Origin of the sequence: Janthinobacterium sp. FW305-129 (genome assembly GCF_020858115.1) — a bacterium.
In the GTDB taxonomy this organism is placed as follows: domain Bacteria; phylum Pseudomonadota; class Gammaproteobacteria; order Burkholderiales; family Burkholderiaceae_D; genus Janthinobacterium.
The window spans coordinates 510,909-537,878 of record NZ_JACYMM010000002.1; the positions used below are offsets into that span (position 1 = coordinate 510,909).

At 61.4% G+C, this 26,970-nt stretch carries 28 protein-coding genes and 1 tRNA gene; 13 read left to right on the top strand and 16 right to left on the bottom strand.

Annotated features, from left to right (window positions below; translation table 11 throughout):
- The first annotated feature begins 3 nt into the window (after positions 1–3).
- On the top strand, positions 4–360 hold the full coding sequence (locus IGS61_RS05895) for an FKBP-type peptidyl-prolyl cis-trans isomerase (RefSeq protein WP_034760263.1): 357 nt from the start codon (positions 4–6) through the stop codon (positions 358–360).
- 200 nt (positions 361–560) lie between these two features.
- Positions 561–815 carry an acyl-CoA-binding protein gene (locus IGS61_RS05900; RefSeq protein WP_070219266.1) on the top strand — a complete coding sequence of 85 codons (255 nt, stop codon included), beginning with the start codon at positions 561–563 and terminating at the stop codon, positions 813–815.
- A gap of 150 nt (positions 816–965) precedes the next feature.
- On the opposite strand, the gene proX is transcribed toward IGS61_RS05900, so the two are convergent.
- The 4 genes from proX to IGS61_RS05920 all read right to left on the bottom strand — a co-directional run bounded on the left by proX (position 966) and on the right by IGS61_RS05920 (position 5,234).
- Positions 966–2,018, bottom strand: a complete 1,053-nt coding sequence (gene proX, locus IGS61_RS05905; protein WP_230538750.1) for a glycine betaine/L-proline ABC transporter substrate-binding protein ProX — start codon at positions 2,016–2,018, stop codon at positions 966–968.
- 12 nt (positions 2,019–2,030) lie between these two features.
- Positions 2,031–3,134 (bottom strand): glycine betaine/L-proline ABC transporter permease ProW, encoded by a 1,104-nt coding sequence (proW, locus tag IGS61_RS05910; RefSeq protein WP_230538751.1) that lies wholly within the window; start codon positions 3,132–3,134, stop codon positions 2,031–2,033.
- Positions 3,131–4,363, bottom strand: coding sequence for a glycine betaine/L-proline ABC transporter ATP-binding protein ProV (gene proV / locus IGS61_RS05915; protein ID WP_086145175.1), 1,233 nt, complete (start codon positions 4,361–4,363; stop codon positions 3,131–3,133). Before proV ends, proW begins: the two co-directional genes overlap by 4 nt.
- A 586-nt stretch (positions 4,364–4,949) precedes the next feature.
- On the bottom strand, positions 4,950–5,234 hold the full coding sequence (locus IGS61_RS05920) for a polyhydroxyalkanoic acid system family protein (protein ID WP_230538752.1): 285 nt from the start codon (positions 5,232–5,234) through the stop codon (positions 4,950–4,952).
- Between the two features lie 199 nt (positions 5,235–5,433).
- On the opposite strand from IGS61_RS05920, the gene IGS61_RS05925 reads away from it, so the two are divergent.
- The 4 genes from IGS61_RS05925 (at position 5,434) to IGS61_RS05940 (ending at position 9,397) form a co-directional block, all read left to right on the top strand.
- Positions 5,434–6,831, top strand: a complete 1,398-nt coding sequence (locus IGS61_RS05925; protein WP_230538753.1) for a hypothetical protein — start codon at positions 5,434–5,436, stop codon at positions 6,829–6,831.
- Between the two features lie 128 nt (positions 6,832–6,959).
- Positions 6,960–7,247, top strand: coding sequence for a protealysin inhibitor emfourin (locus tag IGS61_RS05930; protein ID WP_230538754.1), 288 nt, complete (start codon positions 6,960–6,962; stop codon positions 7,245–7,247).
- 332 nt (positions 7,248–7,579) lie between these two features.
- Positions 7,580–7,903 carry a ferredoxin FdxA gene (fdxA, locus tag IGS61_RS05935; protein ID WP_010395176.1) on the top strand — a complete coding sequence of 108 codons (324 nt, stop codon included), beginning with the start codon at positions 7,580–7,582 and terminating at the stop codon, positions 7,901–7,903.
- Positions 7,904–8,176: 273 nt separating this feature from the next.
- Positions 8,177–9,397 carry a polyhydroxyalkanoate depolymerase gene (locus IGS61_RS05940; protein WP_230538755.1) on the top strand — a complete coding sequence of 407 codons (1,221 nt, stop codon included), beginning with the start codon at positions 8,177–8,179 and terminating at the stop codon, positions 9,395–9,397.
- A gap of 67 nt (positions 9,398–9,464) precedes the next feature.
- Here the strand turns inward: IGS61_RS05940 and IGS61_RS05945 are convergent, their stop codons facing one another.
- The 3 genes from IGS61_RS05945 to IGS61_RS05955 form a co-directional block, all read right to left on the bottom strand.
- Entirely contained in the window at positions 9,465–10,142 is a 678-nt protein-coding gene (locus IGS61_RS05945) for a DOPA 4,5-dioxygenase family protein (protein WP_230538756.1), read from the bottom strand.
- A 42-nt stretch (positions 10,143–10,184) separates the two neighbouring features.
- Positions 10,185–12,749 carry a TonB-dependent receptor plug domain-containing protein gene (locus IGS61_RS05950; protein WP_230538757.1) on the bottom strand — a complete coding sequence of 855 codons (2,565 nt, stop codon included), beginning with the start codon at positions 12,747–12,749 and terminating at the stop codon, positions 10,185–10,187.
- A gap of 126 nt (positions 12,750–12,875) precedes the next feature.
- Positions 12,876–13,616, bottom strand: coding sequence for a substrate-binding periplasmic protein (locus tag IGS61_RS05955; protein WP_230538758.1), 741 nt, complete (start codon positions 13,614–13,616; stop codon positions 12,876–12,878).
- A gap of 43 nt (positions 13,617–13,659) precedes the next feature.
- Here IGS61_RS05955 and IGS61_RS05960 point away from each other — a divergent pair, with 43 nt between their 5' ends.
- Genes IGS61_RS05960 through nth form a run of 3 tightly spaced genes read left to right on the top strand, consistent with a single transcriptional unit; the run spans position 13,660 to position 15,343 of the window.
- Positions 13,660–13,968 carry a hypothetical protein gene (locus IGS61_RS05960; protein ID WP_230538759.1) on the top strand — a complete coding sequence of 103 codons (309 nt, stop codon included), beginning with the start codon at positions 13,660–13,662 and terminating at the stop codon, positions 13,966–13,968.
- 8 nt (positions 13,969–13,976) lie between these two features.
- A complete protein-coding gene (gene rsxB / locus IGS61_RS05965; protein WP_230538760.1) occupies positions 13,977–14,699 on the top strand; it encodes an electron transport complex subunit RsxB in 723 nt (240 codons plus the stop codon).
- Positions 14,696–15,343 carry an endonuclease III gene (nth, locus tag IGS61_RS05970; protein WP_230538761.1) on the top strand — a complete coding sequence of 216 codons (648 nt, stop codon included), beginning with the start codon at positions 14,696–14,698 and terminating at the stop codon, positions 15,341–15,343. Before rsxB ends, nth begins: the two co-directional genes overlap by 4 nt.
- A gap of 57 nt (positions 15,344–15,400) precedes the next feature.
- Here the strand turns inward: nth and proB are convergent, their stop codons facing one another.
- The 5 genes from proB to rplU form a co-directional block, all read right to left on the bottom strand.
- Positions 15,401–16,519, bottom strand: coding sequence for a glutamate 5-kinase (gene proB, locus IGS61_RS05975; RefSeq protein WP_230538762.1), 1,119 nt, complete (start codon positions 16,517–16,519; stop codon positions 15,401–15,403).
- 27 nt (positions 16,520–16,546) lie between these two features.
- Positions 16,547–16,957, bottom strand: a complete 411-nt coding sequence (locus tag IGS61_RS05980; protein WP_230538763.1) for a hypothetical protein — start codon at positions 16,955–16,957, stop codon at positions 16,547–16,549.
- 13 nt (positions 16,958–16,970) lie between these two features.
- Positions 16,971–18,080, bottom strand: coding sequence for a GTPase ObgE (gene obgE, locus IGS61_RS05985; protein ID WP_071325171.1), 1,110 nt, complete (start codon positions 18,078–18,080; stop codon positions 16,971–16,973).
- A gap of 114 nt (positions 18,081–18,194) precedes the next feature.
- Positions 18,195–18,467, bottom strand: coding sequence for a 50S ribosomal protein L27 (gene rpmA / locus IGS61_RS05990; protein WP_070219281.1), 273 nt, complete (start codon positions 18,465–18,467; stop codon positions 18,195–18,197).
- Between the two features lie 53 nt (positions 18,468–18,520).
- A complete protein-coding gene (gene rplU / locus IGS61_RS05995) occupies positions 18,521–18,832 on the bottom strand; it encodes a 50S ribosomal protein L21 (protein WP_034754730.1) in 312 nt (103 codons plus the stop codon).
- Positions 18,833–19,136: 304 nt separating this feature from the next.
- Here rplU and ispB point away from each other — a divergent pair, with 304 nt between their 5' ends.
- A complete protein-coding gene (gene ispB, locus IGS61_RS06000; protein WP_099395339.1) occupies positions 19,137–20,126 on the top strand; it encodes an octaprenyl diphosphate synthase in 990 nt (329 codons plus the stop codon).
- A 50-nt stretch (positions 20,127–20,176) separates the two neighbouring features.
- On the opposite strand, the gene arsH is transcribed toward ispB, so the two are convergent.
- The 3 genes from arsH to IGS61_RS06015 are packed head-to-tail and all read right to left on the bottom strand — an operon-like array spanning position 20,177 to position 21,693.
- Entirely contained in the window at positions 20,177–20,902 is a 726-nt protein-coding gene (gene arsH / locus IGS61_RS06005) for an arsenical resistance protein ArsH (RefSeq protein WP_230538764.1), read from the bottom strand.
- Positions 20,903–21,325, bottom strand: coding sequence for an arsenate reductase (glutaredoxin) (gene arsC, locus IGS61_RS06010; RefSeq protein ID WP_230538765.1), 423 nt, complete (start codon positions 21,323–21,325; stop codon positions 20,903–20,905). It lies immediately after the preceding gene.
- On the bottom strand, positions 21,322–21,693 hold the full coding sequence (locus tag IGS61_RS06015) for an ArsR/SmtB family transcription factor (protein ID WP_230538766.1): 372 nt from the start codon (positions 21,691–21,693) through the stop codon (positions 21,322–21,324). Before IGS61_RS06015 ends, arsC begins: the two co-directional genes overlap by 4 nt.
- 123 nt (positions 21,694–21,816) lie before the next feature.
- Between IGS61_RS06015 and IGS61_RS06020 the strand changes: the two genes are divergently transcribed.
- From IGS61_RS06020 to IGS61_RS06030, 3 genes are all read left to right on the top strand, one after another.
- Complete coding sequence (locus IGS61_RS06020) at positions 21,817–23,910, top strand: AsmA family protein (RefSeq protein WP_230538767.1); 2,094 nt, start codon at positions 21,817–21,819, stop codon at positions 23,908–23,910.
- Between the two features lie 54 nt (positions 23,911–23,964).
- Positions 23,965–24,041, top strand: a tRNA-Pro gene (locus tag IGS61_RS06025).
- A 92-nt stretch (positions 24,042–24,133) separates the two neighbouring features.
- Positions 24,134–25,528, top strand: a complete 1,395-nt coding sequence (locus IGS61_RS06030) for a GntP family permease (RefSeq protein WP_230538768.1) — start codon at positions 24,134–24,136, stop codon at positions 25,526–25,528.
- 13 nt (positions 25,529–25,541) lie between these two features.
- Here IGS61_RS06030 and IGS61_RS06035 read toward each other — a convergent pair whose 3' ends face one another.
- Positions 25,542–26,945, bottom strand: a complete 1,404-nt coding sequence (locus IGS61_RS06035) for a sodium:solute symporter family protein (RefSeq protein ID WP_230538769.1) — start codon at positions 26,943–26,945, stop codon at positions 25,542–25,544.
- Positions 26,946–26,970 lie beyond the last annotated feature (25 nt).

Here is a 26,970-nt window from a genome sequence, read left to right on the forward strand (position 1 = left end):
ATCATGACCACCACCACTACCGCTTCCGGCCTGCAATACATCGATACCGTCGTCGGCGAAGGCGCTGAAGCGCAAGCCGGCAACAATGTTGTCGTGCACTACACGGGCTGGCTGCAGAACGACGACGGCAGCGCCGGTTCGAAATTTGACTCGAGCAAGGACCGCAACGACCCATTCGAATTCCCGCTGGGCGCCGGCCGCGTCATTCAAGGCTGGGACGAAGGCGTGCAAGGCATGAAAGTGGGCGGCAAGCGCCAGCTGATCATCCCGGCGGCACTGGGCTATGGCGCCCGCGGCGCCGGCGGCGTGATTCCACCGAACGCCACCCTGATTTTCGACGTCGAACTGCTGGGCGTATAAGCACCGACTCCGCAGCGCTCAAGCGACTGTACCAGGCGCCGCCCCTGCTCACGCAGCGGCGGCGTTTTTGTTTTGAGTGTGTCCTCTAATGCACGGCGCGCTTTTTTCACTATGATGTCAGGCACTGCAGCACGCACGGTGGCCACTCCGCCGCGCCTGCCGCACTTTTCCAGCGATTCCATCTGTACACAGGAGCCATCATGAGTTTACAAGAGCAATTCGACCAAGCGCAGCTCGATTCCAAGACCCTGTCCGAGCGTCCGGACAATATGACCTTGTTGAAAATCTACGCCTTGTTCAAGCAAGCGTCGAGCGGCGACGCCACGGGCGAGCGCCCCGGCATGACCGACTTCGTCAACCGCGCCAAGTTCGATGCCTGGGCGGCCCTGGCCGGCACCTCGAAGGAAGATGCGCAACAGCAATACATCGACCTGATCGAAGACTTGAAGGATTAAACGCCGAAAATGCCTGTTGTGCAGAGAAACAGGCCGAAAACGGCTGAAAACTCACCAAAAACCACCAAAACAGGCCGTTAACGCAAAAGTGGCTACCAAACCGGTAGCCACTTTTTTTACGCCTGTATTTACGCCTGTATCAGCCGCAATTTACTTTTTTGCCGCCGCCAGCGCTTGCGCGATCCAGCCGTCAAACTTTTGCTGGTGATACTTGATCCAGCCGGCCGTATGGCGGGCGATATCGGCCTGCGTGTTTTCGCCGCGGCGCATGCGCTCGTTCTGCGCATTGATGTCCGCCACGGGCAATTGCATCACCTCGAACAACTTGGCCGCGGCCGGATTTTTCTCCGCCCATTCCTTGTTAGAAACAATACGGGCCGTGTTGACGGCAAAACCGTAATCGCTGCCATCGTCGAGGCGGGTATTCACCTTGTCCGGATTGGCCGAGAATGGCACTTTCAGCCAGACCACGTCCTTGCCCGGCACCAGCACGCCGCTGACCCAGTACGGCGTCCACGTGTAGTACAGGATCGGTTCGCCACGCTTGTAGCGGCCCAGGGTGTCGGCGATCAGGGCCGCATAGCTGCCCTGCACGTGCGTCACTGTCTCGCGCAATTTGTACGCATCCATGTGGTTCTCGATCAGCGCTTCGCAGCCCCAGCCCGGGTTGCAGCCCGTCAAGTCGGCCTTGCCGTCGCCATCGTGGTCGAACAGCTTGGCCAGCGTCGGGTCCCGCAACTGGTCGATATTCGTGATGTTGTACTTCTCGGCCGTCGCCTTATCGATCAGATAACCTTGCGCGGCCGGCCCCGCATACTGGCCCGTGCGCAGCAGCTTGGCGTCGCCGCCCGCATTGTTATAGAAATCCTTGTGCATGGGGTCCCAGTGCACGGCCATGAAGGTGGCGTCGCCGTTGGCGATGGCGATATGCGCGGTCGGATATTCCACTTCCTTGATCGGCTGCACGTCGTAGCCGAGCTTTTCCAGGGCCTTGTCGACCAGCATGGTCTGGAAGGTTTCTTCCGCGATCGAGCTTTGCAGCGGCTGGACCTTGACGCCCTTGCCGGGCAGCGCATCGGCGGCCGGCGTCTGCGCCATGGCCAGGCTGGTGGTCAGCGCCATGGCGGCGATCGCCAGGGCGGAAAACAGCTGGAACTTGCGTTGCGATTTTTGCGTCACTTTAAAATTGTCAATTTGATGCATGTAAATCCTTTCTTATTGTGCGTTGGCCAGCGTTGCTTGCTGTTCAACATTATTTTTCTCCGTGTTGCCGCGCACCAGGCGCAGCACGAAACCGGCAGGGCCCGTCTGGTACCAGTGGCGCACGCCACGGCGTGGCTGGCCCATCGCTTGCGTCAAGCGGTCGAGGGTGATGGCCAGCAGCACGATACCCAGGCCACCCACGGTTGCCAGGCCCATGTCCAGGCGGCCAATGCCGCGCAATACCATCTGGCCCAGGCCACCGACGGCGATCATCGAGGCGATCACGACCATCGACAGCGACAGCATCAGCGACTGGTTGATACCGGCCATGATGGACGGCATGGCCAGCGGAAACTGCACGCGGGTCAGCAGCTGCCACGGCGAGGCGCCGTAGGCACGGGCCGCTTCGATCAGATCGGGACGCACCTGGCGGATACCAAGGTTGGTCAGGCGCACCAGCGGCGGCAGGGCAAAGATGATCGTCACGATCACGCCCGGCGCATTACCGATACCAAACAACATCACCACGGGCACCAGGTAGACGAAGGCGGGCGTCGTCTGCATGGCGTCCAGCAGGGGGCGCAGGATATTCTGTGCGCGGTCGCTGCTGGCAAGGAAAATACCGAGCGGCAAGCCAATGGCCAGACAGAAGGCCAGCGACGTCAGCACCAGCGACAGGGTGGTCATGGCTTCCGGCCAGATGCCCAGCATCGACACGAGCAGCAGCGCCAGCACGGTGCCGATGGCCAGGGTGCGGCTGGTAAATTGCCACGCCAGCAAGCCGATGATGGCGATCACCGTCAGCGACGGGGCCGCCAGCAGCACGCCTTCCACGCCGGACAGCACGCTGTCGATCGGCGCGCGCACGGCCTGGAAGAAGGGGCGGAAATGCGCGACGACCCAGCCCAGGCCCTGGTTGATCCAGCTTTCCAGCGGCAGCGAGCCGTCGAAAATCTGCGTCAGGTGAAAACCGGTCGCGTGTTCCGGCTGCACGGCGGGCGCGGCGGCATCGAGCCACGCGGTGCTGGCGTCGGTCGGCGGCGTCAGCGCCCAGGGATTGATCTGCGCGGCCTGTTCAACAACAGGTTCTACTGTGGAAACGGTGCTTGGGTTCATGCTTGTCCTTTCTGTTGTTGTTCGGCAATGGCTGGCGTATCGCGGTCGAGGAACTTCAGCAAGGTTGTCTTGCTGATGGCGCCGCGGAAGCTGCCGTCATTGGCCACCACAGGGACGGCGTAAGGCAGTTGCGCCACCTGGCCGAACAGGCCGGCGACTGGCTCGTCTGCATTGATGGTCTGCACGTCGGGCAAATAGGCATGCGCCAGGCCCAGCGGTCCGACATGGCCGTCGAGCGCACTGCGCAGCGAATCGGCCGAGACGACGCCGAGGAACTTGCGCTGCGGATTGACGACGTAGGCAAACGCGCGATCCTGCTCTTCCAGCATCGACAGCGCGGCGCGCGAACCGCGGCTCGGCGACTCGGACACGACGATCTGGCTCTTGCGGGCGATATCGCTGGCCTTGAAGACGGCCGCCGCATCGACGCCGCGCACGAAGTTGCGCACGTAATCGTTGGCCGGTTTGCGCAAAATCTCTTCCGGCGTGCCCACCTGCACCACATGGCCATCTTTCATGATGGCGACGCGGTCGCCGATGCGCATAGCTTCATCGAGGTCATGCGAAATGAAGACGATGGTGCGGCGCTTGATTTGCTGCAAACGCAGCAGTTCCGATTGCATTTCCGTACGGATAATCGGATCGAGCGCGGAAAACGCCTCATCCATCAGCAAAATCGATGGATCGCACGCCAGCGCACGGGCCAGGCCCACGCGCTGCTGCATGCCGCCCGACAATTCGTCGGGATAGCTGGCGCCGTAGCCGTCCAGGCCCACCTGCTCCAGCGCTTGCTGGGCCAGCGCATGGCGCTCGGCCTTGGGCATGCCGGCCAGCTCCATGCCGAAGGCGGTGTTGTCGAGCACGGTAATTTGCGGCAGCAGCGCGAACGACTGGAACACCATGCTGATGTCCTTGCGGCGCAGGGCGCGCAATTGGGCGTCCGGCAAGGTATTGATGTCGTTGCCGTCGATCAGGATGCGGCCGGCGGTGGGCTCGATCAGGCGGTTCAGCATGCGCACCAGGGTCGACTTGCCCGAACCGGACAGGCCCATGATGACGAAGATCTCGCCCGCTTCAATGGTAAAGGTGGCGTCGAAGACGCCGATGGTGCAGTCCGTCTTGGCCAGAATGTCCTGCTTGCTGGCGCCCTGGCGGACGAGTTCAAGTGCTTCTTCTGGCTTGTCGCCGAACACTTTGAACACATGGTCGATAATGATTTGTTTTGCCACGATGTGGTTCTCCCTCGATTTGACGAATGGATTGAAACCCAGCAAGCCTGCTAGCTTGCGGCGGGAATCAGCAAACCCTGTTGCGTCGGCTACGCCACGGCGCCAAAATGCGCACGGGAGCGACAATAAACAGGGGGTGACACGCGTGTGACCAGCGGATGGCCTAAGCCGGTGCCGGGGTGCCGTGTGCGTGCTAAAAGAGGCTGTGGTTCAGGACTTTTAACAACGCTAGCGCCATGCAAATACATGGCACCAAATGTATTTGACCGAAAAAAAAATCGACCAAGCTACTTTTAACTGGATGCGGGTGTAAAACCCGAAGAATTATTCACCACTCAGCGAGCGGAGAGTACTGCGAAGCAGAAGGTGAAACGCGGTGTAGCTGTTGTAAATATGACTCAAGTATAACGCAAAAAGACACAAAAGTCCAATAGCTTTCCAAATAGAAATGTGATAGCAATGTTCGCTAGCGTACAGTCAGACGTAAAAAAGGCGAAAAGAGACGTGTTTTCATCGTCTTTTCGCCCATTGCTGCGGCACGCTTCCTAGCACCAAACGGGGCGCCAGACAAGCGCGTGAAACGCCATCAAGCTGACTCGGTAAACACCTTGCGCATCTTCTCGGCGATCTTGCCTTCGATCGTGGAAGCAAACGCGCTGAGCATGAAACCCAGCTTGATTTGCAGTTGCGCCTGCTCTTTTTCCAGGGTCAGCGAACCATCGACGCCGCTGCGCTCGAAGCGCAGCACGTCACCATCCCAGGCGCACGCCAGGTCATATTCCTGGGCCAGCTTGTCGGCCACTTGCTGCGCCGCTTCGCGCGCCTTTACCGCTGTCAGCTTATGTTGCTGAACTATATTTATATCCGCCATCAAACGATCCTTTTATTATAAAAACGGGGCAATACGGCCAGCATCATACCAGCCGCCATGCGGCGGGCACGGCCGCAGCCGGCGCCGGGCGGCTAAAAAAGCCCGTCCTTCCCGCATATCGTTTGCGCGCGATCAAACCGGACGCGCCGAAGCGGGACGACTATTCCAGTTCCAGTTGCGAGTGTCTTGGAGAGCTACCATGGACCAGAAAGTCATCGTGCCGGTCGAAGCCGTGCTGACCAAATGCGTGTCCCTGCCCGTCGGCTACGTCCCTACTCCTTCGGCGCCGTATCGCCAGCACCGCAAGAATGCGCAACTGACCTTGCAGCCGGGCCCGCCGCGCCTGAGCGAGGCAACGGCCCGCAACTTGGCCGCCGTGCCCGTCGGTTCGCGCGTGCTGATCTGGAAGCAAGACCCGTCCGTCAGCGACCTGGGCACGCGCAAAGCCTTCTTGCCCGGGCTGATCCTGCAAGGCCCGCGCGACGCGCGCATCACGTTTGGCGAACCGGGCATCGCGCAAGTCAGCCCGAATGCCTTCGGCGACTTCATCGTCTCGCCCAACACCGACCAGTTCGACGCCGTGCACACCTTTGCCATCGTGCGCATGACGCTCACCATGTACCAGAGGGCGCTGGCCAGCAACGACACGGCGCCGCCCCTGCCCTGGCAATGGAATAGCGCCAGCAATACGGCGCCCCTGCGCGTATTCCCGCACGGCTTGCCCAACGTCATGAACGCGTATTACAGCCGCAGCGACAAGGCGCTCAAGTTCGGCGACTTCATCCCCAGCGGCGCCACCGAGCGCGTCTACACCTGCCGCTCGCTCGATATCGTCTCGCATGAAACGGGGCACGCCGTGCTCGATGGCCTCAAGCCGAATTGGCTGCTCAGCAACAATCCGCCGCAAACGGGCGGCCTGCACGAATCGTTCGGCGACCTGACGGCCATCTTCCTGGCCCTGTCGCAGCTGGACCAGGTGGAGGCGGTGATCGCGCAAACGAAGTCCGACCTGCACGATAAAACCTTCCTGGCCGACCTGGCGGAGCAATTCGGCCTGGCGCTGGGCCGTCCCAATGGCTTGCGCAATGCCGACAACGACATCAAATTATCGGAAGCAGGCACGGAAGTGCACGCCATCTCGCAAGTGTTTACGGGCGCCATCTACGACATCCTGGCCGACATCTTTGCCCACGAACGCCAGCCCCAGCTGGAAGACGACGCGGCCGTGCTGCACCGCTGCGGCGACTACCTGCGCAGCCTGGTCTTGCGCGCCCTGGTGGCATCGCCCGAGCAGGCCGCCACGTATGCCGACGTGGCCGGCCACATGCTGACCATCGCCCAGGCCGACGGCAACGGCGCCTACCTCGATTTCATCCGCAACAGCTTTACCGTGCGCGAAGTGCTCAAGGCCAATGCCATGACGGACGATGGCCAGATGACGTTTGCCCCCGATGTTGTCGACGAAGACGACGCCGTGCAAGACAGGCGCGCCTGCTGCGGTACGATGAACCATGCGGAATACAGCGAATCGGATCAATTGCTCGAAGCGGAACGCGAAGCGCTGGCCGCCTGGTGCCGCAGCTACGGTCCCCGGTAAACAGTACAAGTACAGCCCAACAACAGTACAGTGCACCGTACGGCAGCGCACCGGCGCGCCCGCTTCAGGCCAGTTGCACCGGCGGCAGGCCATGGCGTACCCCACCACCATCGATAGCAAGGAGCAGCATGAAAATTTCAGCCCGCAGCAGCGGCGGCTTTGCCGGCCTGAGCGAACAGTACGAGATCGATACGCAAGCCCATCCGGCTGGCCCCAGGCTGGAAGCGGCACTGGCCAGCAGCGGCTTTTTCACGCACCAGCAAGCAACGGGTGAACAGCTAGGCGCCGACATCCCCCACTGGCAGATCACCGTCGATGCGCCCACCGCGCGGCGCACCATCACGTTTGCCGAGGATGGCAGCGCAGAAAATGCACGTTGGCAACAGTTGCTGACGCAAATACGTGCCAGCGCCTGATTTTTTGGCATGTATTTTGTACCGCACTTGATTTGAGTAAAACAAAAACACCACACGGCAAGCCAGCACGCCACCCGCCCTGCATCCTGCCGCGGCGGGCGACTGTCGCTTTCTTGCCGCGTTCTTCATGGCAACGTCCCGGATAGTCGCTGAAATGCCCGCTCTGCGCAGCAACGGCACTGCCAAAAAATGAATTTGCTTATATGTATTGTATATAAGCGGGATTTGTGAGAAATAGCGAATTGCCTTAAAATACAATGCTTTGCTTTAGTATGCGCCGCCGAGGTTCCTGCAGGCGCTACAGCACCTCCCCCCAAATTGATAGGACTGTTATGACCCACGTTGTCACCGAATCCTGCATCGCCTGTCGCTATACCGACTGCGTCGATGTCTGCCCGGTAGATTGTTTCCGGGAAGGCCCGAACTTCCTGGCAATCGATCCGGACGAATGTATTGACTGCGCCGTCTGCGTGGCAGAGTGCCCGGTGAACGCGATTTTCGCGGAAGAAGACGTGCCGGGCGACCAGCAAGCCTTCATCAAGATCAACGTCGATCTGGCCCGCAACTGGCCCTCGATCACCAAGACGAAGGCTGCCTTGCCGGAAGCCGAGCAATACAAGGACGTCAAGGACAAGCTCGACATGCTGGTGCGCTAAGCGCGCGGCAGTTGCGGCGGCAGTTCCGGCGGAGACTCTTCCCCGCAGGGGCGTGGCGGCAAAAAAATGTACAAAAAGCAGCGGAAACGCTGCTTTTTTTGCTTTTATGGCATCGTTGCAGGTCTATCCACGCAAGTGTGGCGCGCTGTCACAGCAAAGCGCAAACTGTGGACCTGTGCGCGGTAAAGCACATTTTGTCCTCAACAAATATCGTAAAATTGGATTATGATATTTGAGCCGATATTGGCGCTTGGAATTAAACAAGGACTCTATATGCTTTACCAACTGCACGAACTGCAACGCTCTTTCCTCACTCCGGTGATGCAATGGGCAGACATGTCCTCCAAGTTATTTACCAACCCGGTTTCTCCACTGGCCCACACCCCGTTTTCGCAACGCATCGCAGCCGGCTACGAGCTGATGTACCGCCTTGGCAAAGACTACGAAAAACCACAATTCGACATCAAATCCGTTCTCGTCCAGGGCGAGAGCGTCGACATCCGCGAACATGTTGTCGTGACAAAACCGTTTTGCCGCCTGATTCACTTCAAAAAAGAAACCACTGGCTTGCAACAGCCCAAAGTTTTGCTGGTTGCCCCCCTGTCCGGTCACCACTCGACCCTGCTGCGCGATACCGTGCGCGGCTTGCTGGCCGAGCACGATGTCTACATCACCGACTGGACGGATGCGCGCATGGTACCGCTGACGGAAGGCCCGTTCCACCTGGACGACTACATTTATTATGTGCAGGAATTCATCCGCCTGCTGGCGCCCGACCTGCATGTCATTTCCGTCTGTCAACCGACCGTGCCCGTGCTGGCTGCCATTTCGCTGATGGCGACGGCCAAAGATCCGCACATGCCGAAAACCATGACGATGATGGGCGGCCCGATCGACCCGCGCCGCTCGCCCACGCAAGTGAACAACCTGGCGACGGAAAAGAAATTCTCGTGGTTTGAAAACACCGTGATCTACGCGGTGCCGCCGAACTACCCGGGCTTTGGCCGCAAGGTGTATCCGGGCTTCCTGCAGCACGCCGGTTTCATCGCCATGAACCCGGGCCGCCATGCCCAAAGCCACCGCGAGTTCTACATGCACCTGGTGACGGGCGACGACGAACCGGCGGAAGGCCACCGCCAGTTCTACAACGAGTACAACGCCGTGCTGGACATGCCGGCCGAGTACTACCTGGAAACGATCAAGACCGTGTTCCAGGAATTCAGCCTGCCGAAGGGCACGTGGAAAGTGGGCGGCCAGCTGGTGCGCCCGCAAGACATCACGAACGTGGCGCTGTTCACCGTGGAAGGCGAACTGGACGACATTTCCGGCGCCGGCCAGACGCAGGCAGCGCATGACTTGTGTTCCGGCATCCCTGCCGAGATGCAGCAAGATTTCGTGGCGCCGAAATGTGGCCATTACGGCATCTTCTCGGGCCGCCGCTGGCGCGAGATCATTTGCCCGAAAATCGGCGAATTCATTCAGAAGCACGGCTAATACACGGTATCTCCATCGAAACGCCACGCCAGTTCATACTGGCGTGGCGTTTTCTTTTATGCCCGGCTCACGCGCGCTCGATTTTTACCGTCGGGCGCGTATTGACAAAGATTTGCTCGACCCTCGGCTCGCCCGGCCCCGGCTTCTTCATCGCATAGCCATTCACGGGCTGCGAGCGGTTCACCCACAGCGCGTAATACAGGTGGTCGGCGCGCGGATCTTCCGTATTCGGGTGGATCAATATCGTCAGGCCCAGGCTGTTGAGCTGCAGCCACGGCACGATCACCGATATCAGGTCATTGGTAAAGCCAAAGTAAAACGACGGCGTCACGTGCGGGCCGCGCGGCTCCAGGTTCCAGTCGCCCAGCTCGATCTGGAAGCGTTCGGCCGCCCACTTGCGTATCAGCGCCGCCTTCTGGTAACTGTCTTCGTCAAAATAGATATGCGCGTGATAACTCTCGATATCCGTATAGGCGCGCGGCTTGCCCGGCAAGGTTTCCTCGCCGGGCCGCACGCTGACGGGGCGCGGCGTAGGCGCCGTGTCCGTATGCTCGCCCCACGGACTCTTGCCGGATACTGGCTTCACCCGTTTCACGGCGCCATCCTGCGCCAGCGCCGTCCCCGCCAGCCCCGAGGCGGCCAGCGCCGCCACCAGGCCGCCGCCGCGCAAGACCGTGCGGCGCTGCGGAGAAAGGAGATTGGCCCATTCCAGGTCGATGGCCGCGTGTTGATTTTTGTCAGACATAGGAGTTCCTGTTCTTGATGATCGGTAGAGGGATGCGGCAAATCAGAATGACAGTGTTGCGCGGGCGTAGTAATAGCCGCCCAGCACGCCCAATGGCCCCGAGTTGTCGTAAGCCCCCGTGTACTGCGCCAGATTCGCGGCGCTGCGCGCCTCGCGCGGCACCTGGCTCGGTTTCTGGTCGAAGACATTGTTGGCGCCCACCGTCACGTTGATGCGCTTGCTGATGTCGTAGCCGATGCTGACATCCGTCACAAAGGCGGCTTTCAGCTGGTAATCGCCGCCCGTGATGGCGTTCAGGCGCTTGAGCTTGCCGTAGCGCGTCTCGCGTACATTGAATGCCCAACCGGCTTTTTCATACGCCAGGGTGAGGATTTCCTTGTCGCGCGGCGCGCGGTACAGCAAGTCGTACTCGGCCGATTTGCTCAGGGTGCCGATGTTCGGCAAGCCTTGCAGCACGGCGGGAAGTTCCGCCTTGCCCACCAGGCTCGTATGGTTGAGATTCGCCGCCGCCGTCCAGCGCAGCTTGCCGTCGGCCACGCGCAGCACATCTTCCGCCGTGAAATCGATGCCGCGCGTGCGCGTGTCGCCCACGTTGGCAAAATAATGCGCGACGAGGCCATTGCCGACCGTCAAGCCCGCCGAACGCAGCAGGTTTTCAATCACGCCCGCTTGCGCCGCCGTCAGCGGCCGGCCACTGCCGTCGAGCGCCACGCCCGAGCTGCGGTCGATGCCGATGTTCGACGACACACCGAGGCGGTCGCTGACCTTGATTTGATACGCGTCAACGGCCAGGCGCAGGGTCGGCGTAGGATTGAAGGTCAACCCGGCCGACAGATTCGTCGATTTTTCCGGTTTTAATGCTTGCGCGCCCAAGGCTCGCGCCGCAAGCGAATTGGGCTGCGCCAGGGTGTAGGGCACGCCCGCATGGTCGGACGTGTTCGAATACGATTGCGTCACCAGGCTCGGTGCATGGAAGCCATTGCTGACGGTGCCGCGCACGGCGACAGCGGGTGTGACGTCATAGCGGGCCGACAAACGCCCCGTCGTCTTGCTGCCGAAATCGAAATATTTTTCGGCACGCAAGGCCGTATCGAGCAGCAACTGCGGCGTCAGTTTGGCGCCCAGACCGATATACGCCGCGTAGCTGTGGCGCGCCGTGTCGGACGCATCGACGGGCAGGTAGCCCGCCAGCGCCGACGAACCGCTGCCCTGCCACGAAACAGGCTCCCCCGGGCTGCGTTGCTGCGTTTCATGCGAATACTCGAGGCCGACGCTGAGGTCGGCCGGTTCGCTCAAGCCAAGCTGCACGGGGCGGCGCAGGTCGGCGTTGGTGGTCGAACGGCTGTAGCGCTGCTTGCCGATATCAAAATCCGTCTTGCCGCCCGGATAAGTCAGCGAGTAGTTGGCCGAGTGCTCCACGCCCACGTCGATATCGTCGCGGCCGTAGGTGCTGCTGATATCCCAGCTCCAGCCCGCCGTCTCGCCCTTGATGCCGCCCGTCAAGGAAAAGTCGTTTTCGCTCGTCGTTTCATACGGCGTGAAGCCGTCGGGATACACGGCCAGCAAGCCCTTGTTGTTATTGAAAATGGTATTGGGCAGACGGAAATTCTGCGCCGAGCGGGCATTGCGGTGCGCATACGTGCCGAAGCCGTACAGTTGCACCTCGTTCGACACGTCATAGCCGACGTTGGCGCTGAGCGAGGCGGTCGTGCTTTGCGGGACACCCGTATTGCGCCAGGGATTGCTGTTGCGCGTCGCTTCGGCCGGGTTAGGCGAAGCGCCGGCTGGCAAGCTGTTGTTCGGCCCCAATTTGACCAGCTGGCCATCGCTGTTGCGCACGGCCGGATACGACAGATAGCCGGGATTCAAGCCGAAGTTACGCACGGCAATGCCCTGGCGCTGCACTTCGGCACCGAAGTGGGCAAAGCCGTGCTCACCCAGGCGCGTGCCGCCGTCGATGCGCGCGGAACCGTTGGTGCCGTCGCCGTCGTAGGTGGAACCGAGCTGCGTGCTGAAGCTGCCCTTGTCATCCGCTTTCAGGATGATGTTGATGACGCCGGCGATGGCGTCGGAACCGTAGATGGCGGAAGCGCCGTCGCGCAGGATTTCCACGCGGGCAATAGCCCCCGTGGGGATCAGGGCCAGATCGGTGGCGACGGAGCCGGGAAAACCATCCTCATTAACGATGGCCGTCGTATGCCGGCGCTTGCCGTTGACCAGCACCAGCGTATGCGAGGGGTCGAGGTTGCGCAGCTGGCCCGCGCGCACGATGCTGCCCAGGTCGGGCTGTACGCGGGCCGGCAAGTTAAACGATGGCAAGGCCGTGTCCAGCGCATCGAGCAGGTTCAATTTGCCCGTCGCCTGCAATTGCTGCGCGCTGATCACGTCGATCGGCGCGGCGCTGTTGGCCACCGTGCGGCCGGTGCCGCGCGCGCCCGTGACGATGACGGCGTCCAGCGGCGCGCCGGCGAGCGCGCCGGCGTCGTCCGCCGCCGCTTGCGCATGGGCCGCGCCTGGCGCGCCCAGCACGAGCACGGCCAGCGAGACGGCGTGCGCCAGTTGCCGCAAGCGTGGTGCGGGGGAATGCTTGTGAATCAGTTCCAGCATACGAAAACATCCTTTCAAAGTCGTCAACACAGTGGCTGCAGACTAAAGGATGGACAAACAAACAAGAACGAATGGTTTCGTATTTAGATATTTCGTTTTGGCAACTAACAACAGTGCCGCGGGACGTCAGGGAAGGGACGGGGCACTAGCCAGGCTCTGGTCGAGCCGCTTCCAGTAATCGCGTTCCAGCCTGGCCGTATCGATTTCACGGGCCGCTTCGTTGAAGCGTTTTTGCTGCGCCGCGCCGTCTGCCGTGCGCTGGAAGCACACGTGCACGGGGCGCTCCTTGAAGACGGTATCGATGATGGCGATGCGTTCCCGCTCGGCCTTGCTGAAGTTGCGCCCCATCAGCAAGTGCTGCAGGACATGGCGCTCGATGACGATCACGCGGTAGCGCTTGATGAACAGTTTTTTCAGATTCGTCGCGTCGTTCAAGCCCTCTTCCGTCTTCAGCTCGCCGCGCGCCACCATGCCATCGAACTGTTCTCCATTCGAATAGCCGGCCACGGTGCCGATGCGCAACTGGCCCAGCTCCGCCAGGGTGGCGCCAGGCACGCCATCTTCCTTCAGATATGCGAGCACGCCTTGCGTATTGCCAACCGGAACAGAAAAGTGGCAGAGTTTTTCCCGTTCGGGCGTGCGCCAGACGGCCAGGAAACCGGTATAGCGGGGACTGGCCAGGCCAAACTGCATGGCGCGCTTCCAGGGAAAATACTCATATTTGACCGTATAGCCGAGACGCTCGAAGACGGCGCTGACCATCGCGCCCGACATGCCGTCGGCCGGCAGGCTGCGGGAAATAAAGGGCGGCCAGTCTTCCGCCGCGAAGCGGACGATGCGCGAACTGGCAGCGCCCGGCGCCGCCATGGGGGAGCTAGCCTGCCCGTGTGCAAGGGCAAGTGCAGAGTGCATGAACAAACAGAAGGGCAAACCAACTGTCCGGAGGAAACGCATGTTTTGCTCCTATGGCCTGGCGCGCATGGCAATGCAGGCGCGGCAACAGGACTGGCGGTCGGCTTTTTTTGATCACTGGCTTGATAAAAATCATGCTCCCATAAAAAAAGGAATTTTCAAAGTTGTTTATTTGCACTTTGACATTCCCAGGAGAAATAAAATACGATTGCGGCGCGCCCGCAACAGCCCGCTATGCCCCTCTCGCAACACAGGTTTTTACTTGTATGCGGGCCAGATGGCCGATAATGACGTTTTAGCGTATTGAAGACGACCGTGCCGCATCCCGTTCCTCCCTCACTTGCCGACCAGATCGAAGACTTGCTGCCGCAAACGCAGTGCACCAAATGCGGCTACAACGGCTGCCGCCCGTATGCGGAAGCGATTGCCGCAGGCAGCGCCGGCATCAACCAGTGCCCACCGGGCGGCGCGCAGGGCATCGTGCGCCTGGCCGGCTTGCTGGGCAAAAAAGTCATTCCGCTCAATCCCGTCAACGGCCTCGAACGTCCGCGATCTGTCGCCTACATCGACGAATCGCTGTGTATCGGCTGCACCCTGTGTATCCAGGCCTGTCCCGTCGACGCCATCGTCGGTGCCGCCAAGCAGATGCATACGGTGGTGACCAGCCTGTGCACGGGCTGCGACCTGTGCGTGGCGCCCTGCCCCGTCGACTGCATCGTCATGTACCCGGTCAGCGGCGACGCCACGGGCTGGGATGCCTGGAGCCAGGCGGAAGCGGACGACGCGCGCGCGCGCCACGATTTCCGCACGCAGCGCCTGCGCCGCGAAAGCGAGGAAAACGAGGCGCGCCTGGCCGCCAAGGCCGTCGCCAAGATGCGCGAAGTGACGCAGGAAGTGCCCGTCACGCCCGACGAACAGGCGGAAAAGGAGCGCAAGCGCGCCATCATCGCCGCCGCCATGGAGCGCGCGCGCGCCAAGGCCGCCGCCAGCGCCCAGACCGAACCGCCCGCCCCCAACGCCCCGAAAAAAGACGCATGAACGCCGCCAAACGCCTGGAAATCTTTACGCGCTTTCGCGCCGCCAACCCGTCCCCGAAAACGGAACTCGAATACACGACGCCGTTCGAGCTGCTGATCGCCGTGCTGCTGTCGGCGCAGGCAACGGACGTGTCCGTCAACAAGGCGACCCGTTTGCTGTATCCGGTCGCCAATACCCCGGCCAAGATGCTGGCCCTGGGCGTGGACGAACTGGCCAGCTACATCCGCACCATCGGCCTGTTCCGCACCAAGGCGAAGAACGTGATCGCCACCTGCCAGATCCTGCTCGATCAGCACGGCGGCGAAGTGCCGCGCGACCGCGCCTCGCTGGAAGCCTTGCCCGGCGTGGGCCGCAAGACGGCCAACGTGGTCATGAACACGGCGTTCGGCGAACCGACGATGGCGGTCGACACGCATATCTTCCGCGTCTCGAACCGCACGGGCATCGCGCCAGGCAAGAATGTCGATATCGTCGAGCAAAAACTGCTGAAATTCATCCCCAAGGAATTCCTGCACGACGCCCACCACTGGCTCATCCTGCACGGGCGCTACACCTGCACGGCGCGCAAGCCGCAATGCTGGAATTGCATGATCGCCGACCTGTGCGACTACAAGGACAAGTCGCCGATGCCGGCCGTGGTGTAAAGAAAAAAAACGGCCCGCAGGGGCCGTTTTGACATTCTACTGCCTGCAAGCAAGCATTTACAGCAAGACCATATTATCGCGGTGAATCAGCTCATGGCCTTCCATGTAGCCGAGGATGGACTCGATCTCGGTGGACGGCTTGCGCATGATGCGGCGCGCTTCGCCGCTCGTGTAGTTCGACAGGCCGCGCGCCACGGGCACGCCATCCACGTCGACGCAGGTGATGACGGCGCCGCGGCCAAATTCCCCGTTCACGCCCGTCACGCCGATCGGCAGCAGGGACTTGCCTTCCTGGCGCAGCTTTTGCACGGCGCCCGCGTCGAGCACGACGGCGCCGGCCGTGTGCAGATGATCGGCCATCCACTGCTTACGTGCCGTCAATTGGCCCGTTTGCGCCCGCAACTCCGTGCCGATCGCTTCGCCCTGCGCGAGGCGGCTGAGCACGTCGCTGTCGCGGCCCCAGGCGATGATGGTATGCGCGCCGGACTTGGCGGCGCGCTTGGCGGCGAGGATTTTCGTCAGCATGCCGCCACGCCCCAGGCTGGAGCCGGCGCCGCCCGCCATCGCTTCCAGGGCCGGATCGCCGGCGATGCCCTGCGTGATCAGGTAAGCGTTCGGATCCTTGCGCGGGTCGGCCGAGAACAGGCCGTGCTGGTCCGTCAGGATCACCAGCGCATCGGCCTCGATCAGGTTGGCGACGAGGGCGCCCAGGGTGTCGTTGTCGCCGAACTTGATTTCATCGGTGACGACCGTGTCGTTTTCATTGATGATCGGCACCACGCCCAGGCGCAGCAGGGTCGTCAGGGTGGAGCGGGCATTCAGGTAGCGTTCGCGGTCGGCCAGGTCGGCGTGCGTGAGCAGCACTTGCGCCGTGCCGAGGCTGTGGGCGCGGAAGCTGCTTTCATAGATTTGCGCCAGGCCCATCTGGCCGACGGCGGCGCACGCCTGCAATTCGTGGATATCGGTGGGGCGCTGCTCGAAGCCGAGGCGCAGCATGCCTTCGGCGATGGCGCCGGAACTCACCAGCACCACTTCCTTGCCCAGGGCGCGCAAGCCGGAAATCTGCGCGGCCCAGCGGGCGATGGCGGCATGGTCGAGCCCGCGGCCATCGTTGGTGACCAGCGAGGAGCCGACTTTGATGATGATGCGGGTAGCTTTTTGAATCACGGAATCCATGGGGCGGCGCTCTTCACTTAATAGACGTCAGCGCGCAGGACGCAGCAGCAGCAAGGCCAGCCCCGCCGTCAGCTCGATTGCGCACATGAACAACACAAAACCCTGAGGCAAGCCGAAGCTGATGGCCGCGAACAGACGGCCGGCGGGCTGCGCCAGGACCAACATTGCAGTGATATCGCCGAGGATGGGCGGTTCGCCCTGCCGTGCCGCGAACAGCGCCAGCAGCGCGGTAGCGCCCCAGACACCGACATGGGAAGCGTAGAACTGGCTGTAGCCATCGACGCCATTGAGGAAGATGCCCATGCCGGCCGCCATCTCGTCGGCGAACAGCAGGCAGGCGACCGCGCTCAGCCCGTAAGCATACGCGATCAGATGCAATACACGGCGCTGCCACGCTTGCTTGCGCGCGGGCGCGACAGCGATCGTCTGTACCGGCATCAGGGTAAGGCTCTTAGTCGAGAATCTTGAAACGCGGATCATCCGGGTCGATCGACGAGATACCGCGTGCTTCTTCGGTCATCTGCGTTTCTTCGGCACGGCTTTCGCTGTGTTTCTTCTCTTCCAGATGTTGATAAATCGCATTCACCAGTTCCGGGCAACCTTGGTGGTTCAGCGCGGAAATCTCGAAAACGGGACCTTTCCAGGCGAAACGCTTGAGGAAATCCTTGACGATCTTCTTGCGCTCTTCTTCCGGCACCATGTCGAGCTTGTTCAACACCAGCCAGCGCGGCTTGTCGACCAGCGACTCGTCGTACTTTTTCAGCTCCTTGACCAGCGCCTTGGCTTCCTTGACAGGATCGACATTGGTTTCAAACGGCGCCAGGTCGACGATGTGCAACAGCAAGCCCGTGCGCTGCAAGTGGCGCAGGAATTGATGGCCGAGGCCCGCGCCTTCGGAAGCGCCTTCGATCAAGCCGGGAATATCGGCGATCACAAAGCTCTTCTCGTGCGACACGCGCACCACGCCCAGGTTCGGGTGCAGGGTGGTAAATGGATAATCGGCAATTTTCGGACGCGCGTTCGAGACGGCCGAAATAAAGGTCGACTTGCCGGCGTTCGGCATGCCCAGCAGGCCCACGTCGGCCAGTACTTTCAATTCCAGGCGCAGTTCGCGGCGTTCGCCTTCCTTGCCCTCGCCTTTTTGGCGTGGTGCGCGGTTGGTCGAGGACTTGAAGTGAATATTGCCCCAGCCGCCTTCGCCGCCCTTGGCCAGCAGTTCGATCTGGCCGTGTTCGGTCAAATCGGCGAGGATTTCGCCGCTCGCGTTGTCGATGATCAAGGTGCCGACCGGCATGCGCAGGTGGATGTCATCGGCGCCCTTGCCATAGCAATCTGCGCCACGGCCAGGCTCGCCATTGCGAGCCTTGTGCATTTTGGAGAAACGGAAATCGACGAGCGTGTTGATATTGCGGTCGGCCACGGCCCAGATGGACCCGCCCTTGCCGCCATCGCCGCCATCGGGACCGCCGAAAGGCCGGAATTTTTCACGGCAGAAAGATGCGCAGCCGTTGCCGCCATCGCCCGCGATGACTTCGATTTTTGCTTCGTCGATAAACTTCATAATTTTGCCGCCATAAAACTAAAAAGGCTCTACCTTGGGCAGAGCCTTTCGATTGAAGGCTTGCGCCTTACATCATGCGATCATTGCGGAGCGAACTGGCGCTCCGCCAATGAATTACGCTGGTACTGCTTCGTTTGGTACAACGGTCACGAATTGCTTCGAGCCGGCACCTTTGACAACGAACTTCACTTTGCCCGCGATCAGCGCGAACAACGTGTGGTCCTTGCCCATGCCTACGCCTTCGCCGGCGCGCACTGGGGTGCCGCGTTGACGAATGATGATGCCGCCAGCATTGATAGCTTGGCCGCCGTAGACTTTAACGCCCAGACGTTTTGATTCTGAATCACGGCCGTTTCGCGTTGTGCCGCCGCCTTTTTTATGTGCCATTTAAGACTCCTTGATAGCTGATTATGTAGACAAACTGCGTCAAACAGCGGCGATTAGCCGTTGATCGAAACGATTTGGATTTCGGTAAAATTCTGGCGATGGCCTTGATGCTTTTGGTAGTGCTTACGACGACGCATCTTGAAAATTTTGACCTTATCATGGCGACCATGCGCCACAACCGTAACCAGTACCGTTGCACCTTCGACCAATGGAGCACCAAACTTGATGCTGTCGCCCGCGCCTACTGCGAGAACTTGATCGATGGTGATTTCGGAACCAATGTCTGCCGGTATCTGTTCTACTTTAAGTTTTTCGCCAGCGACAACTTTGTATTGTTTGCCACCGGTTTTTATGACCGCGTACATGATTTGAAACCTCATCAAATGTTGAAAGAATTTGTCCCACTGCCATGAAAAGCAAGCCGTGCACAACAGGGGGAACCAGCGATTATACACGGACTGAGAAATTGCGTCAAAAACTATTCACAAAGCTTGATGATCGTGGTATGTCGACAACCTGACCACCATGTCAGGCTTGCGCCAGGCAGACAGGAAAACACACGCCAATGCCAACAAGATCAAACAATTGCCCTACAGCCATAGGCAAACATCACGCGCGCGCAAGCCTTGTCGTATAATCGCGGCACCCACAATCTAATGCAGGTTCGCCTTGTCTGACGCTAACAAACACGTTAACCAAAACACCATCGTGCAAACGATTGCCGCCGATATGGACGCAGTCAATACGGTGATCCGCCAAAAGTTGCACTCCGATGTGATTCTGATCAACCAGATCGCCGAATACATCATCAGCGCAGGCGGCAAACGCATCCGTCCCGTGCTGATCTTGCTGGTGGCCAATGCCCACGCCTATCGCGGCACGGCGCACCATGAACTGGCTGCCGTGGTCGAATTCATCCACACCGCCACCCTGCTGCACGACGATGTCGTCGATGAATCGTCGATGCGCCGCGGACGCCAGACGGCCAACGCCCTGTTCGGCAATGCGGCTTCGGTGCTGGTGGGCGACTTCCTGCACTCGCGCTCGTTCCAGCTGATGGTATCGCTGAACAATATGCGCGTCATGCAAATCCTGTCCGATGCCACCAACGTGATCGCCGAAGGCGAAGTGCTGCAGTTGCTGAACATGCACGATCCGGACGTGACGCAGGACAGCTACCTGAACGTCATCCGCTCGAAGACCGCGAAGCTGTTCGAAGCCTCGGCGCAACTGGGCGCCCTGATCGCCGGCGCCAGCGAAGACGACATCGAAGCGGCCGCCGAATACGGCCGCTCGCTGGGCACGGCTTTCCAGCTGATCGACGACGTGCTCGACTATGCTGGCGACGCCGCCGAAATCGGCAAGAACGTGGGCGACGACTTGCGCGAAGGCAAACCAACCATGCCGCTGATCTGGCTGATGGAAAATGGTACGCCAGAGCAACGCGAACTGGTGCGCAGCTGCATCGAGCAAGGCGACGAACAGCATTTCGATGCCGTCCTGACGGCCATCACCAGCAGCGGCGCCCTCGACTACACGCGCAAGCAGGCGGAAATCGCCGGCCAGCGCGCCGCCGATGCCATCGCCGGCTGGCCTGACAGTGTTTATAAACAATCCATGCTGCAACTGTGCTCGTTTGCCGTGGATCGCAATCACTGATCGTGTTTGACCTGCATCAATAAAAAACGGCGCCACTGGCGCCGTTTTTATTACTGCCGTTCATGCTCCATGGCCGCATTCGCCAATTCCTGCACGATGGCCGGCGCCGCCTCCAGCCGTTCGCTGTAGCGGCTGCCCAGGTAGTCGCGGCGGTCGCGCACCAGCAAGGTGAATTTATACAGTTCCTCCATCACATCCACCAGGCGCTCGTAATACGGCGACGGCTTCATGCGGCCGTCATCGTCGAATTCCTGGTACGCCTTGGCCACCGAGGACTGGTTCGGGATAGTCACCATGCGCATCCAGCGCCCCAGCACGCGCAAGCCGTTGACGGCATTGAACGATTGGGAGCCGCCCGACACTTGCATCACAGCAAGAGTCCGGCCCTGCGTGGGTCGCACGCTGCCCGTTTCCAGCGGCAGCCAGTCGATCTGCGATTTAAAGACGCCCGTGACGGCGCCATGCCGCTCGGGGCTGCACCACACTTGCCCTTCCGACCATAGCGACAATGCGCGCAACTCCTGCACCTTCGGATGCTCGGGCGACACGCTGTCGACCATGGGCAAGCCATGCGGGTCGAACACGCGCGTGTCGGCGCCGAAATGGCGCAGGATACGCTCCGCTTCCAGGGTCAGCAGCTTGCTGTACGAGCGCTCGCGCAAGGAACCATACAGCAACAGGATACGCGGTGCATGCGTGGACACATTGATCGGCGCCAATTTATCCAGGCTGGGTACGTCCAGATGGGCGGCGCTGATGTTCGGCAACTCTTCCATTTATGCCACCGGCTTGCCGTCGGCGCCCACCACGGCCTGGCCATCTTCCTTGACGAATGCCCCTTGCTGCGGCAGCGGCAGGATTTCCAGCACTTTTTCCGACGGCCGGCACAGGCGCACGCCCAGTTCCGTGACGACGATGGGGCGGTTGATCAAGATAGGATGGGCTTGCATGGCGTCCAGCAGGGCCGCTTCGGGCAAATCCGGATTGGCCAGGCCCAGCTCATCGTACAGGGCGCCCTTGTCGCGCATGGCCGCGCGCACGGACAGGCCCGCACGCTTGATCAGGTCGGCCAGTTCCTCGCGCGAAGGCGGCTGCTTGACGTAATCGATGATGACGGGCTCGACACCCGTGTTGCGGATCAGGGCCAGGGTATTGCGCGAGGTGCCGCAAGCGGTGTTGTGATAGATCGTGATCGTCATGTCGTGATGTCCTTCAGTAAATGTGGTTCGCTGACGCAGCAAGGCGCGCCAGCGCAGCAGTTCTCGGTCAAAAAGGCCAGCAAGCCGTTCATGCCCGCGTAATTGGCCGCATAGATGATGGAGCGCCCCGCCTTGCTTGCCGTCACCAGATTGGCGTGCGCCAGTTCTTTCAGATGAAACGACAGGGACGAGGGTGCGATTGCCAGCGCGTCGGCGATTTTCGTCGCGGCCATGCCTTCGGGCCCCGTCTGCACCAGCAGGCGGAACACGGCCAGCCGCGATTCCTGTGCCAGCGCGGCCAGGGCCGAGATGGCAGCCGTGCTCGTCAGCGGCGCAGCTTGCGTTGCGATTGTATTTTCGTTTTCCATACTTCAATAATAATCGAATTATGGAATCAATGCCAGCAATCGCGCTGCCTACGTAACCCAGCGCACCGACCGATATGAGCAATCGGTCTACCTTGATGAAAAATCACTGCGATTGGCATTCCCATGAGACGCTCGACACCCCTGAAAATGCTCGGCTGGAGCCTGGCCGCCCTGCTGGCCCTGATTGCCATCCTCGTCATCCTCGTGCTGACCTTCGACTGGAACCGCGCCCGCCCCTACATCAACGAGAAGGTGTCGGAAAGCACGGGCCGCAGCTTCGTCATCGGCGGCGATTTGCAGGTGAAATGGAAACAAGGCCTCAAAACGGAGCCGGGCTGGCGCCGCTACGTGCCGCGCCCTGTCATCAGCGCCCAGGATGTGCGCATGAGCAACCCGGACTGGGCCACGGCCGGCCCGCAACTGGCCAGCGCGAAACGCATCGACGTGGCCCTCCACCCGCTGCCCCTGCTGCGGCACAAGCTGGTGCTGACGGACCTGGCGCTCGACGCACCCAATATCGCCCTGCAGCGGCGCGCCGACGGCAGCAATAGCTGGACCCTGAAAGACAATGGCCCGTCGGCATGGGACGTGGAAATCCAGCGCATGGCCTTCGCCGACGGCGCCATCCGTTATCTGGACGAGGGCATCGCCCTGGACCTGCGTGCCAAGGTCAGCTCGACGGCGCCCGACGCCACGCCGGGCGATGCGCCAGGCAACGCCCCCATGCAAAAATACGGCATCGAATTCACCCTGGGCGGCAGCTACCGCAAGGCGCCCGTGACGGGCGGCGGCAAGGCGGGCGCCGTGCTGTCATTGACCGACAACAACACCGTCTATCCCGTGCAGGCGCATGCCGTGCTGGGCAAGAACAAGGCCAGCATTGATGGCACCCTGACGGACCCGCGTTCGCTGTCCGGCATCGACTTGCAACTGAGCCTGGCCGGCGCCAGCATGGCCGACCTGTACCCGCTGACGGGCGTGCTGCTGCCGGAAACGCCGGACTACGCCACCAAGGGCCGCTTGCTGGGCAAGAAGGACGGCGCCACCTGGAGCTGGACGTACCAGAACTTCAAGGGCACGGTGGGCCAGAGCGACCTGGCCGGCACCCTGCAATATTTACCGCGCCAGCCTCGCCCCCTGCTGCGCGGCGAAGTGACGTCGCAGCAATTGCGCCTGGAAGACCTGGGCCCCACCATCGGCGCCGACAGCAATGCGCAAAAGCAGGCGCGCGGCAAGGCGCCCGTGCAGCCGGACAATAAAGCCTTACCCGTGGAACAGTTCAACACGGCGAAATGGAATGCGCTCGATGCCGACGTCAAATTCACGGGCAAGAAACTCGTGCGCACGCACGATATCCCGCTCAACGACATTGTCGCCAACATCCACATGAAAGACAAGGTGCTCAGTTTGACGCCGCTCAACTTCGGCATGGCCGGTGGCGACATCACGTCGAACATCACGCTCGACGGCCGTCAAAAGACCATCGCCGCGCAAGCGAAGGTGGCGGCGCGCCACCTCAAAATCCGCGAACTGTTTCCCAAGCTGCAATCGATGCAAGCGAGCTTCGGCGAAGTGTATGGCGATGCGGCGCTGACGGGCCACGGCAATTCCATTTCCGCCATGCTGGCCAGCGCGAATGGCGAACTGGCGGCCACCGTCAGCGAAGGCTCCGTCAGCCAGTTCATGCTGGAACTGGCGGGCCTGAACCTGGCCAATGCCGTGTTCGTAAAAATCTTTGGCGACAAGCAGGTGCACCTGAACTGCCTGGCCAGCGATTTCGCCGTCACGAATGGCCAGGCCGACGTGCGCCGCTTCGTGCTCGACACGGACACGGCCGTGGTGAACATCACGGGTAACGTCAACCTGGCCCACGAAACCCTGGACCTCGACGTGCGTCCCCGTACCAAGGGCGCCCGCATCATCACCCTGCGCACGCCGCTGTACGCGAAAGGCACGTTCAAGAACCCGGACGTGGGCCCGCAAAAAGGCCCGCTGGCCCTAAAAGCGGGCGCCGCCGTGGCCCTGGCCACCGTCGTCACCCCGCTGGCCGCCCTGCTGCCCCTGGTCAACGTCGACAAGGCCCCCGACACGGATTGCGCCGCCGTCATGGCCCAAGCGAACGCCACCCGCAAGGCCCCGACTTCGCCGGCCACGCAGGCGCCGGCGAAAAAAGTCAGCGAAGCGGATATCAAGAAGGCCCAGCAGGAAAAGAAATAGACCTTGATACAGCCGCTTGAAACCCGCACCGCCATCTGCTGTAATAAAGGAAAGCGGGGTGTGGCTCAGCCTGGTAGAGCGCTGCGTTCGGGACGCAGAGGCCGGAGGTTCGAATCCTCTCACCCCGACCAGTCCTTGACCCACGCGTTGGCGTGTTGCCGGGAAGTATGATACTAATTGCATCATTAGTATCCTGATCACTTCTCGAGCAAGGGCCTGACCGATGTCTTTCCTGATAGTTCTGGCCGCACTGGCCTTCCTGATGCTGGCCGCCTACCGCGGCTACAGCGTGATCCTGTTTGCGCCCGTCGCCGCGCTCGGTGCCGTGCTGCTCACCGATCCATCGGCCGTGCCGGCCGTCTTCAGCGGCATCTTCATGGAAAAGATGGTGGGCTTCATCAAGCTGTATTTCCCCGTCTTTTTGCTCGGCGCCGTGTTCGGTAAGCTGATCGAGCTGTCCGGCTTTTCGCAGGCCATCGTCATGGCGGCCATTCGCTACATCGGCAGCGCGCGCGCAAATGCCGTGATCGTCGCCGTGTGCGCCGCACTCACTTATGGCGGCGTGTCGCTGTTCGTGGTGGTGTTTGCCGTGTATCCGTTTGCGGCCGAACTGTATCGCCAGAGCAATATCCCCAAGCGGCTGATGCCGGGCGCCATCGCCCTGGGCGCGTTTTCGTTCACCATGGATACTTTACCGGGCACGCCGCAAATCCAGAACATCATTCCCACCACCTTTTTCAATACGACCGGCTGGGCCGCACCGTGGCTGGGCACGATAGGCGCCGTGCTGACGGTGATCATAGGACTGGCTTTCCTCGAATGGCGCCGCCGCTCCGTCATGGCGACGGGCGAAGGGTATGGGGCCGAGGCCGAAAAGGCCACGGCCGACGCGGGCGACTTGCCCCATCCGCTGCTGTCGGTGGCGCCTCTGGTGCTGGTGGGCGTGGCCAACTTTGCGCTGACCAAGCTGATCCCCCACTGGTATGGCGCCAGCTACGTGCTCACCGCCGAGGCCCTGCCGGGCCTGCATGCGCCCGTGTCCACGTCGATCGCTTCCGTGACCGGTATCTGGGCCGTGGAAGGCGCGCTACTGCTGGGAATCTTGCTCGTGTGCATTACCGCCTTCGGGCGCATCCGCGCCGCCTTTGCCGAAGGCACCAAGGCGGCCGTGGGCGGCGCACTGCTGGCGGCCATGAATACGGCGTCCGAATACGGTTTCGGCGGCGTCATCGCGGCGCTGCCCGGTTTTCTTGCCGTCAGCAACACCTTGCGCAGCGTGCCCGATCCGCTCGTCAACGCGGCCGTCTCCGTCACCACCCTGGCCGGCATCACGGGCTCGGCCTCGGGCGGCATGAGCATCGCGCTGGCGGCCATGTCGGACAGTTTTATCCAGGCCGCGCAACAGGCGCACATTCCGCTCGAAGTCATGCACCGCGTGGTGGCCATGGCCAGCGGTGGCATGGATACCCTGCCGCACAATGGCGCCGTGATCACCCTGCTGGCCGTCACGGGCCTCACGCACCGCCAGTCCTACCGCGACATTTTCGGCATCACCGTCATCAAGACGGTGGCCGTGTTCCTCGTCATTACCATCTATTACATGACGGGGCTGGTCTGAGGGTTGGGGCAAACTACAGGCGCGACGACGATGCCGGCTTCGCCACAGCGTGCGCCGGCTTGAACAGATGGCTGATGCCCATGGTCAGCAGCGGGCCAGCCAGCGCCAGGTAGGAACTGTCGACGCCGTACGGATTGCCCGCCAGGAACCAGCCGATGGTGGCGATCACGGAAACGATCACGCCGACGAAGGCGCCGCGCGGCGTGCCGAACTTCGGCGCATAGAAAGCCATCAGCACCAGCACGGCCAGGGTGGCGCGCAGGGCCTTGCCGAGGAAGGCGATCATCAGCAGTTTTTCCGCATACAGCGCCAGCACCAGCGGCAGCAAACCGGCCACGACGATGGCGATGCGCAGGAACATCAGCGATTTCGCATCGTTCTTCGCCTTGTTGTACCAGGGATCATAAAAGTCTTTCATCGCCAGCGTGGCCGACGCCAGGGTGGTGGCGGAAATGCCGCCGAACAAGGCACCGGCCAAGCCGACGATCATGATGCTGGCGGAAAACGCCGGCATGTGCGCGATCAGGGCAGGAAAAGCATCGATCGACTTCATGCCCGGATACAGCACGGCGCTGCACATGCCGATCAGGGCCGCCATCAGGCCGAACGGGATCATCAGCGAGGACACGTAATAGCAGGCGCGCTTGGCCACGGCCGGGTTGTCCGTGCTGACGAGGGCCTGGATCACGTATTGCGTGGCGAAGATGGAACCGATGCCGCCGATCATCCAGGCGATGATCTGGCCCCAGCCGATCTCGACCCAGTTGAACATCTTGGCCGGCAATTGCGCCTGCAGCGCGCCGATGCCGCCGGAGGCTTCCAGCGCATACGCCAGCGCCAGGATCACGCCCAGGTACTTGACGATGGAATGGGCAAAATTCGTGTACACGACCGAGCGCATGCCGCCCAGGCTGACGTAGATCACGGTAATGGCGCCCACCAGCAAGATGGCGACGGTTTTGTTGATGTGCAACACGGCCGCCAGCACGGCGCCGCCGCTCGCATACAGGGCCACGGCAACGATGCTCAACGCGACGATGGTGAGGATGGACGCCGCATAACGCACGGGCTCGCCATACGTTTGCGCCAGGATGCCGGAAATCGTCGACTGCCCGCTTTCCTTGTATTTCTTGACCAGCACGATGGCCAGCAGCAAGAAGCCCAGCGACAGCGCCACCAGGTTCCAGGCGGCGGAAATGCCCAGCTCATAACCCTTCTGGGCCGTGCCGATGCTGACGGAACTGCCAATAAATTCCGATAATAACAGTGCGCCGATCAGGTAGGCGGGATAATTGCGCCCGCCCGCCGTCATGCCCTCGGCGCTGTTGGCATGCTTGCGCACGCTGTAGGTAATGTACGACATGAGGGCGAAATAGCCCACCGTGATCGCAGCGATGATGATCAATCTGTTTTCCATCCGTCTACTCCAAGTCTGCTTTTCT

Excerpts from the sequence above, each read along its gene's own strand:
- IGS61_RS05895 (WP_034760263.1), top strand. The coding sequence starts at position 4 with ATGACCACCACCACTACCGCTTCCGGCCTGCAATACATCGATACCGTC.
- IGS61_RS05900 (WP_070219266.1), top strand. The coding sequence starts at position 561 with ATGAGTTTACAAGAGCAATTCGACCAAGCGCAGCTCGATTCCAAGACC.
- proX (WP_230538750.1), bottom strand. The coding sequence starts at position 2,018 with ATGCATCAAATTGACAATTTTAAAGTGACGCAAAAATCGCAACGCAAG.
- proW (WP_230538751.1), bottom strand. The coding sequence starts at position 3,134 with ATGAACCCAAGCACCGTTTCCACAGTAGAACCTGTTGTTGAACAGGCC.
- IGS61_RS05920 (WP_230538752.1), bottom strand. The coding sequence starts at position 5,234 with ATGGCGGATATAAATATAGTTCAGCAACATAAGCTGACAGCGGTAAAG.
- IGS61_RS05925 (WP_230538753.1), top strand. The coding sequence starts at position 5,434 with ATGGACCAGAAAGTCATCGTGCCGGTCGAAGCCGTGCTGACCAAATGC.
- IGS61_RS05930 (WP_230538754.1), top strand. The coding sequence starts at position 6,960 with ATGAAAATTTCAGCCCGCAGCAGCGGCGGCTTTGCCGGCCTGAGCGAA.
- fdxA (WP_010395176.1), top strand. The coding sequence starts at position 7,580 with ATGACCCACGTTGTCACCGAATCCTGCATCGCCTGTCGCTATACCGAC.
- IGS61_RS05940 (WP_230538755.1), top strand. The coding sequence starts at position 8,177 with ATGCTTTACCAACTGCACGAACTGCAACGCTCTTTCCTCACTCCGGTG.
- IGS61_RS05945 (WP_230538756.1), bottom strand. The coding sequence starts at position 10,142 with ATGTCTGACAAAAATCAACACGCGGCCATCGACCTGGAATGGGCCAAT.
- IGS61_RS05950 (WP_230538757.1), bottom strand. The coding sequence starts at position 12,749 with ATGCTGGAACTGATTCACAAGCATTCCCCCGCACCACGCTTGCGGCAA.
- IGS61_RS05955 (WP_230538758.1), bottom strand. The coding sequence starts at position 13,616 with ATGGCGGCGCCGGGCGCTGCCAGTTCGCGCATCGTCCGCTTCGCGGCG.
- IGS61_RS05960 (WP_230538759.1), top strand. The coding sequence starts at position 13,660 with ATGAACAAACAGAAGGGCAAACCAACTGTCCGGAGGAAACGCATGTTT.
- nth (WP_230538761.1), top strand. The coding sequence starts at position 14,696 with ATGAACGCCGCCAAACGCCTGGAAATCTTTACGCGCTTTCGCGCCGCC.
- proB (WP_230538762.1), bottom strand. The coding sequence starts at position 16,519 with ATGGATTCCGTGATTCAAAAAGCTACCCGCATCATCATCAAAGTCGGC.
- IGS61_RS05980 (WP_230538763.1), bottom strand. The coding sequence starts at position 16,957 with ATGCCGGTACAGACGATCGCTGTCGCGCCCGCGCGCAAGCAAGCGTGG.
- obgE (WP_071325171.1), bottom strand. The coding sequence starts at position 18,080 with ATGAAGTTTATCGACGAAGCAAAAATCGAAGTCATCGCGGGCGATGGC.
- rpmA (WP_070219281.1), bottom strand. The coding sequence starts at position 18,467 with ATGGCACATAAAAAAGGCGGCGGCACAACGCGAAACGGCCGTGATTCA.
- rplU (WP_034754730.1), bottom strand. The coding sequence starts at position 18,832 with ATGTACGCGGTCATAAAAACCGGTGGCAAACAATACAAAGTTGTCGCT.
- arsH (WP_230538764.1), bottom strand. The coding sequence starts at position 20,902 with ATGGAAGAGTTGCCGAACATCAGCGCCGCCCATCTGGACGTACCCAGC.
- arsC (WP_230538765.1), bottom strand. The coding sequence starts at position 21,325 with ATGACGATCACGATCTATCACAACACCGCTTGCGGCACCTCGCGCAAT.
- IGS61_RS06015 (WP_230538766.1), bottom strand. The coding sequence starts at position 21,693 with ATGGAAAACGAAAATACAATCGCAACGCAAGCTGCGCCGCTGACGAGC.
- IGS61_RS06020 (WP_230538767.1), top strand. The coding sequence starts at position 21,817 with ATGAGACGCTCGACACCCCTGAAAATGCTCGGCTGGAGCCTGGCCGCC.
- IGS61_RS06030 (WP_230538768.1), top strand. The coding sequence starts at position 24,134 with ATGTCTTTCCTGATAGTTCTGGCCGCACTGGCCTTCCTGATGCTGGCC.
- IGS61_RS06035 (WP_230538769.1), bottom strand. The coding sequence starts at position 26,945 with ATGGAAAACAGATTGATCATCATCGCTGCGATCACGGTGGGCTATTTC.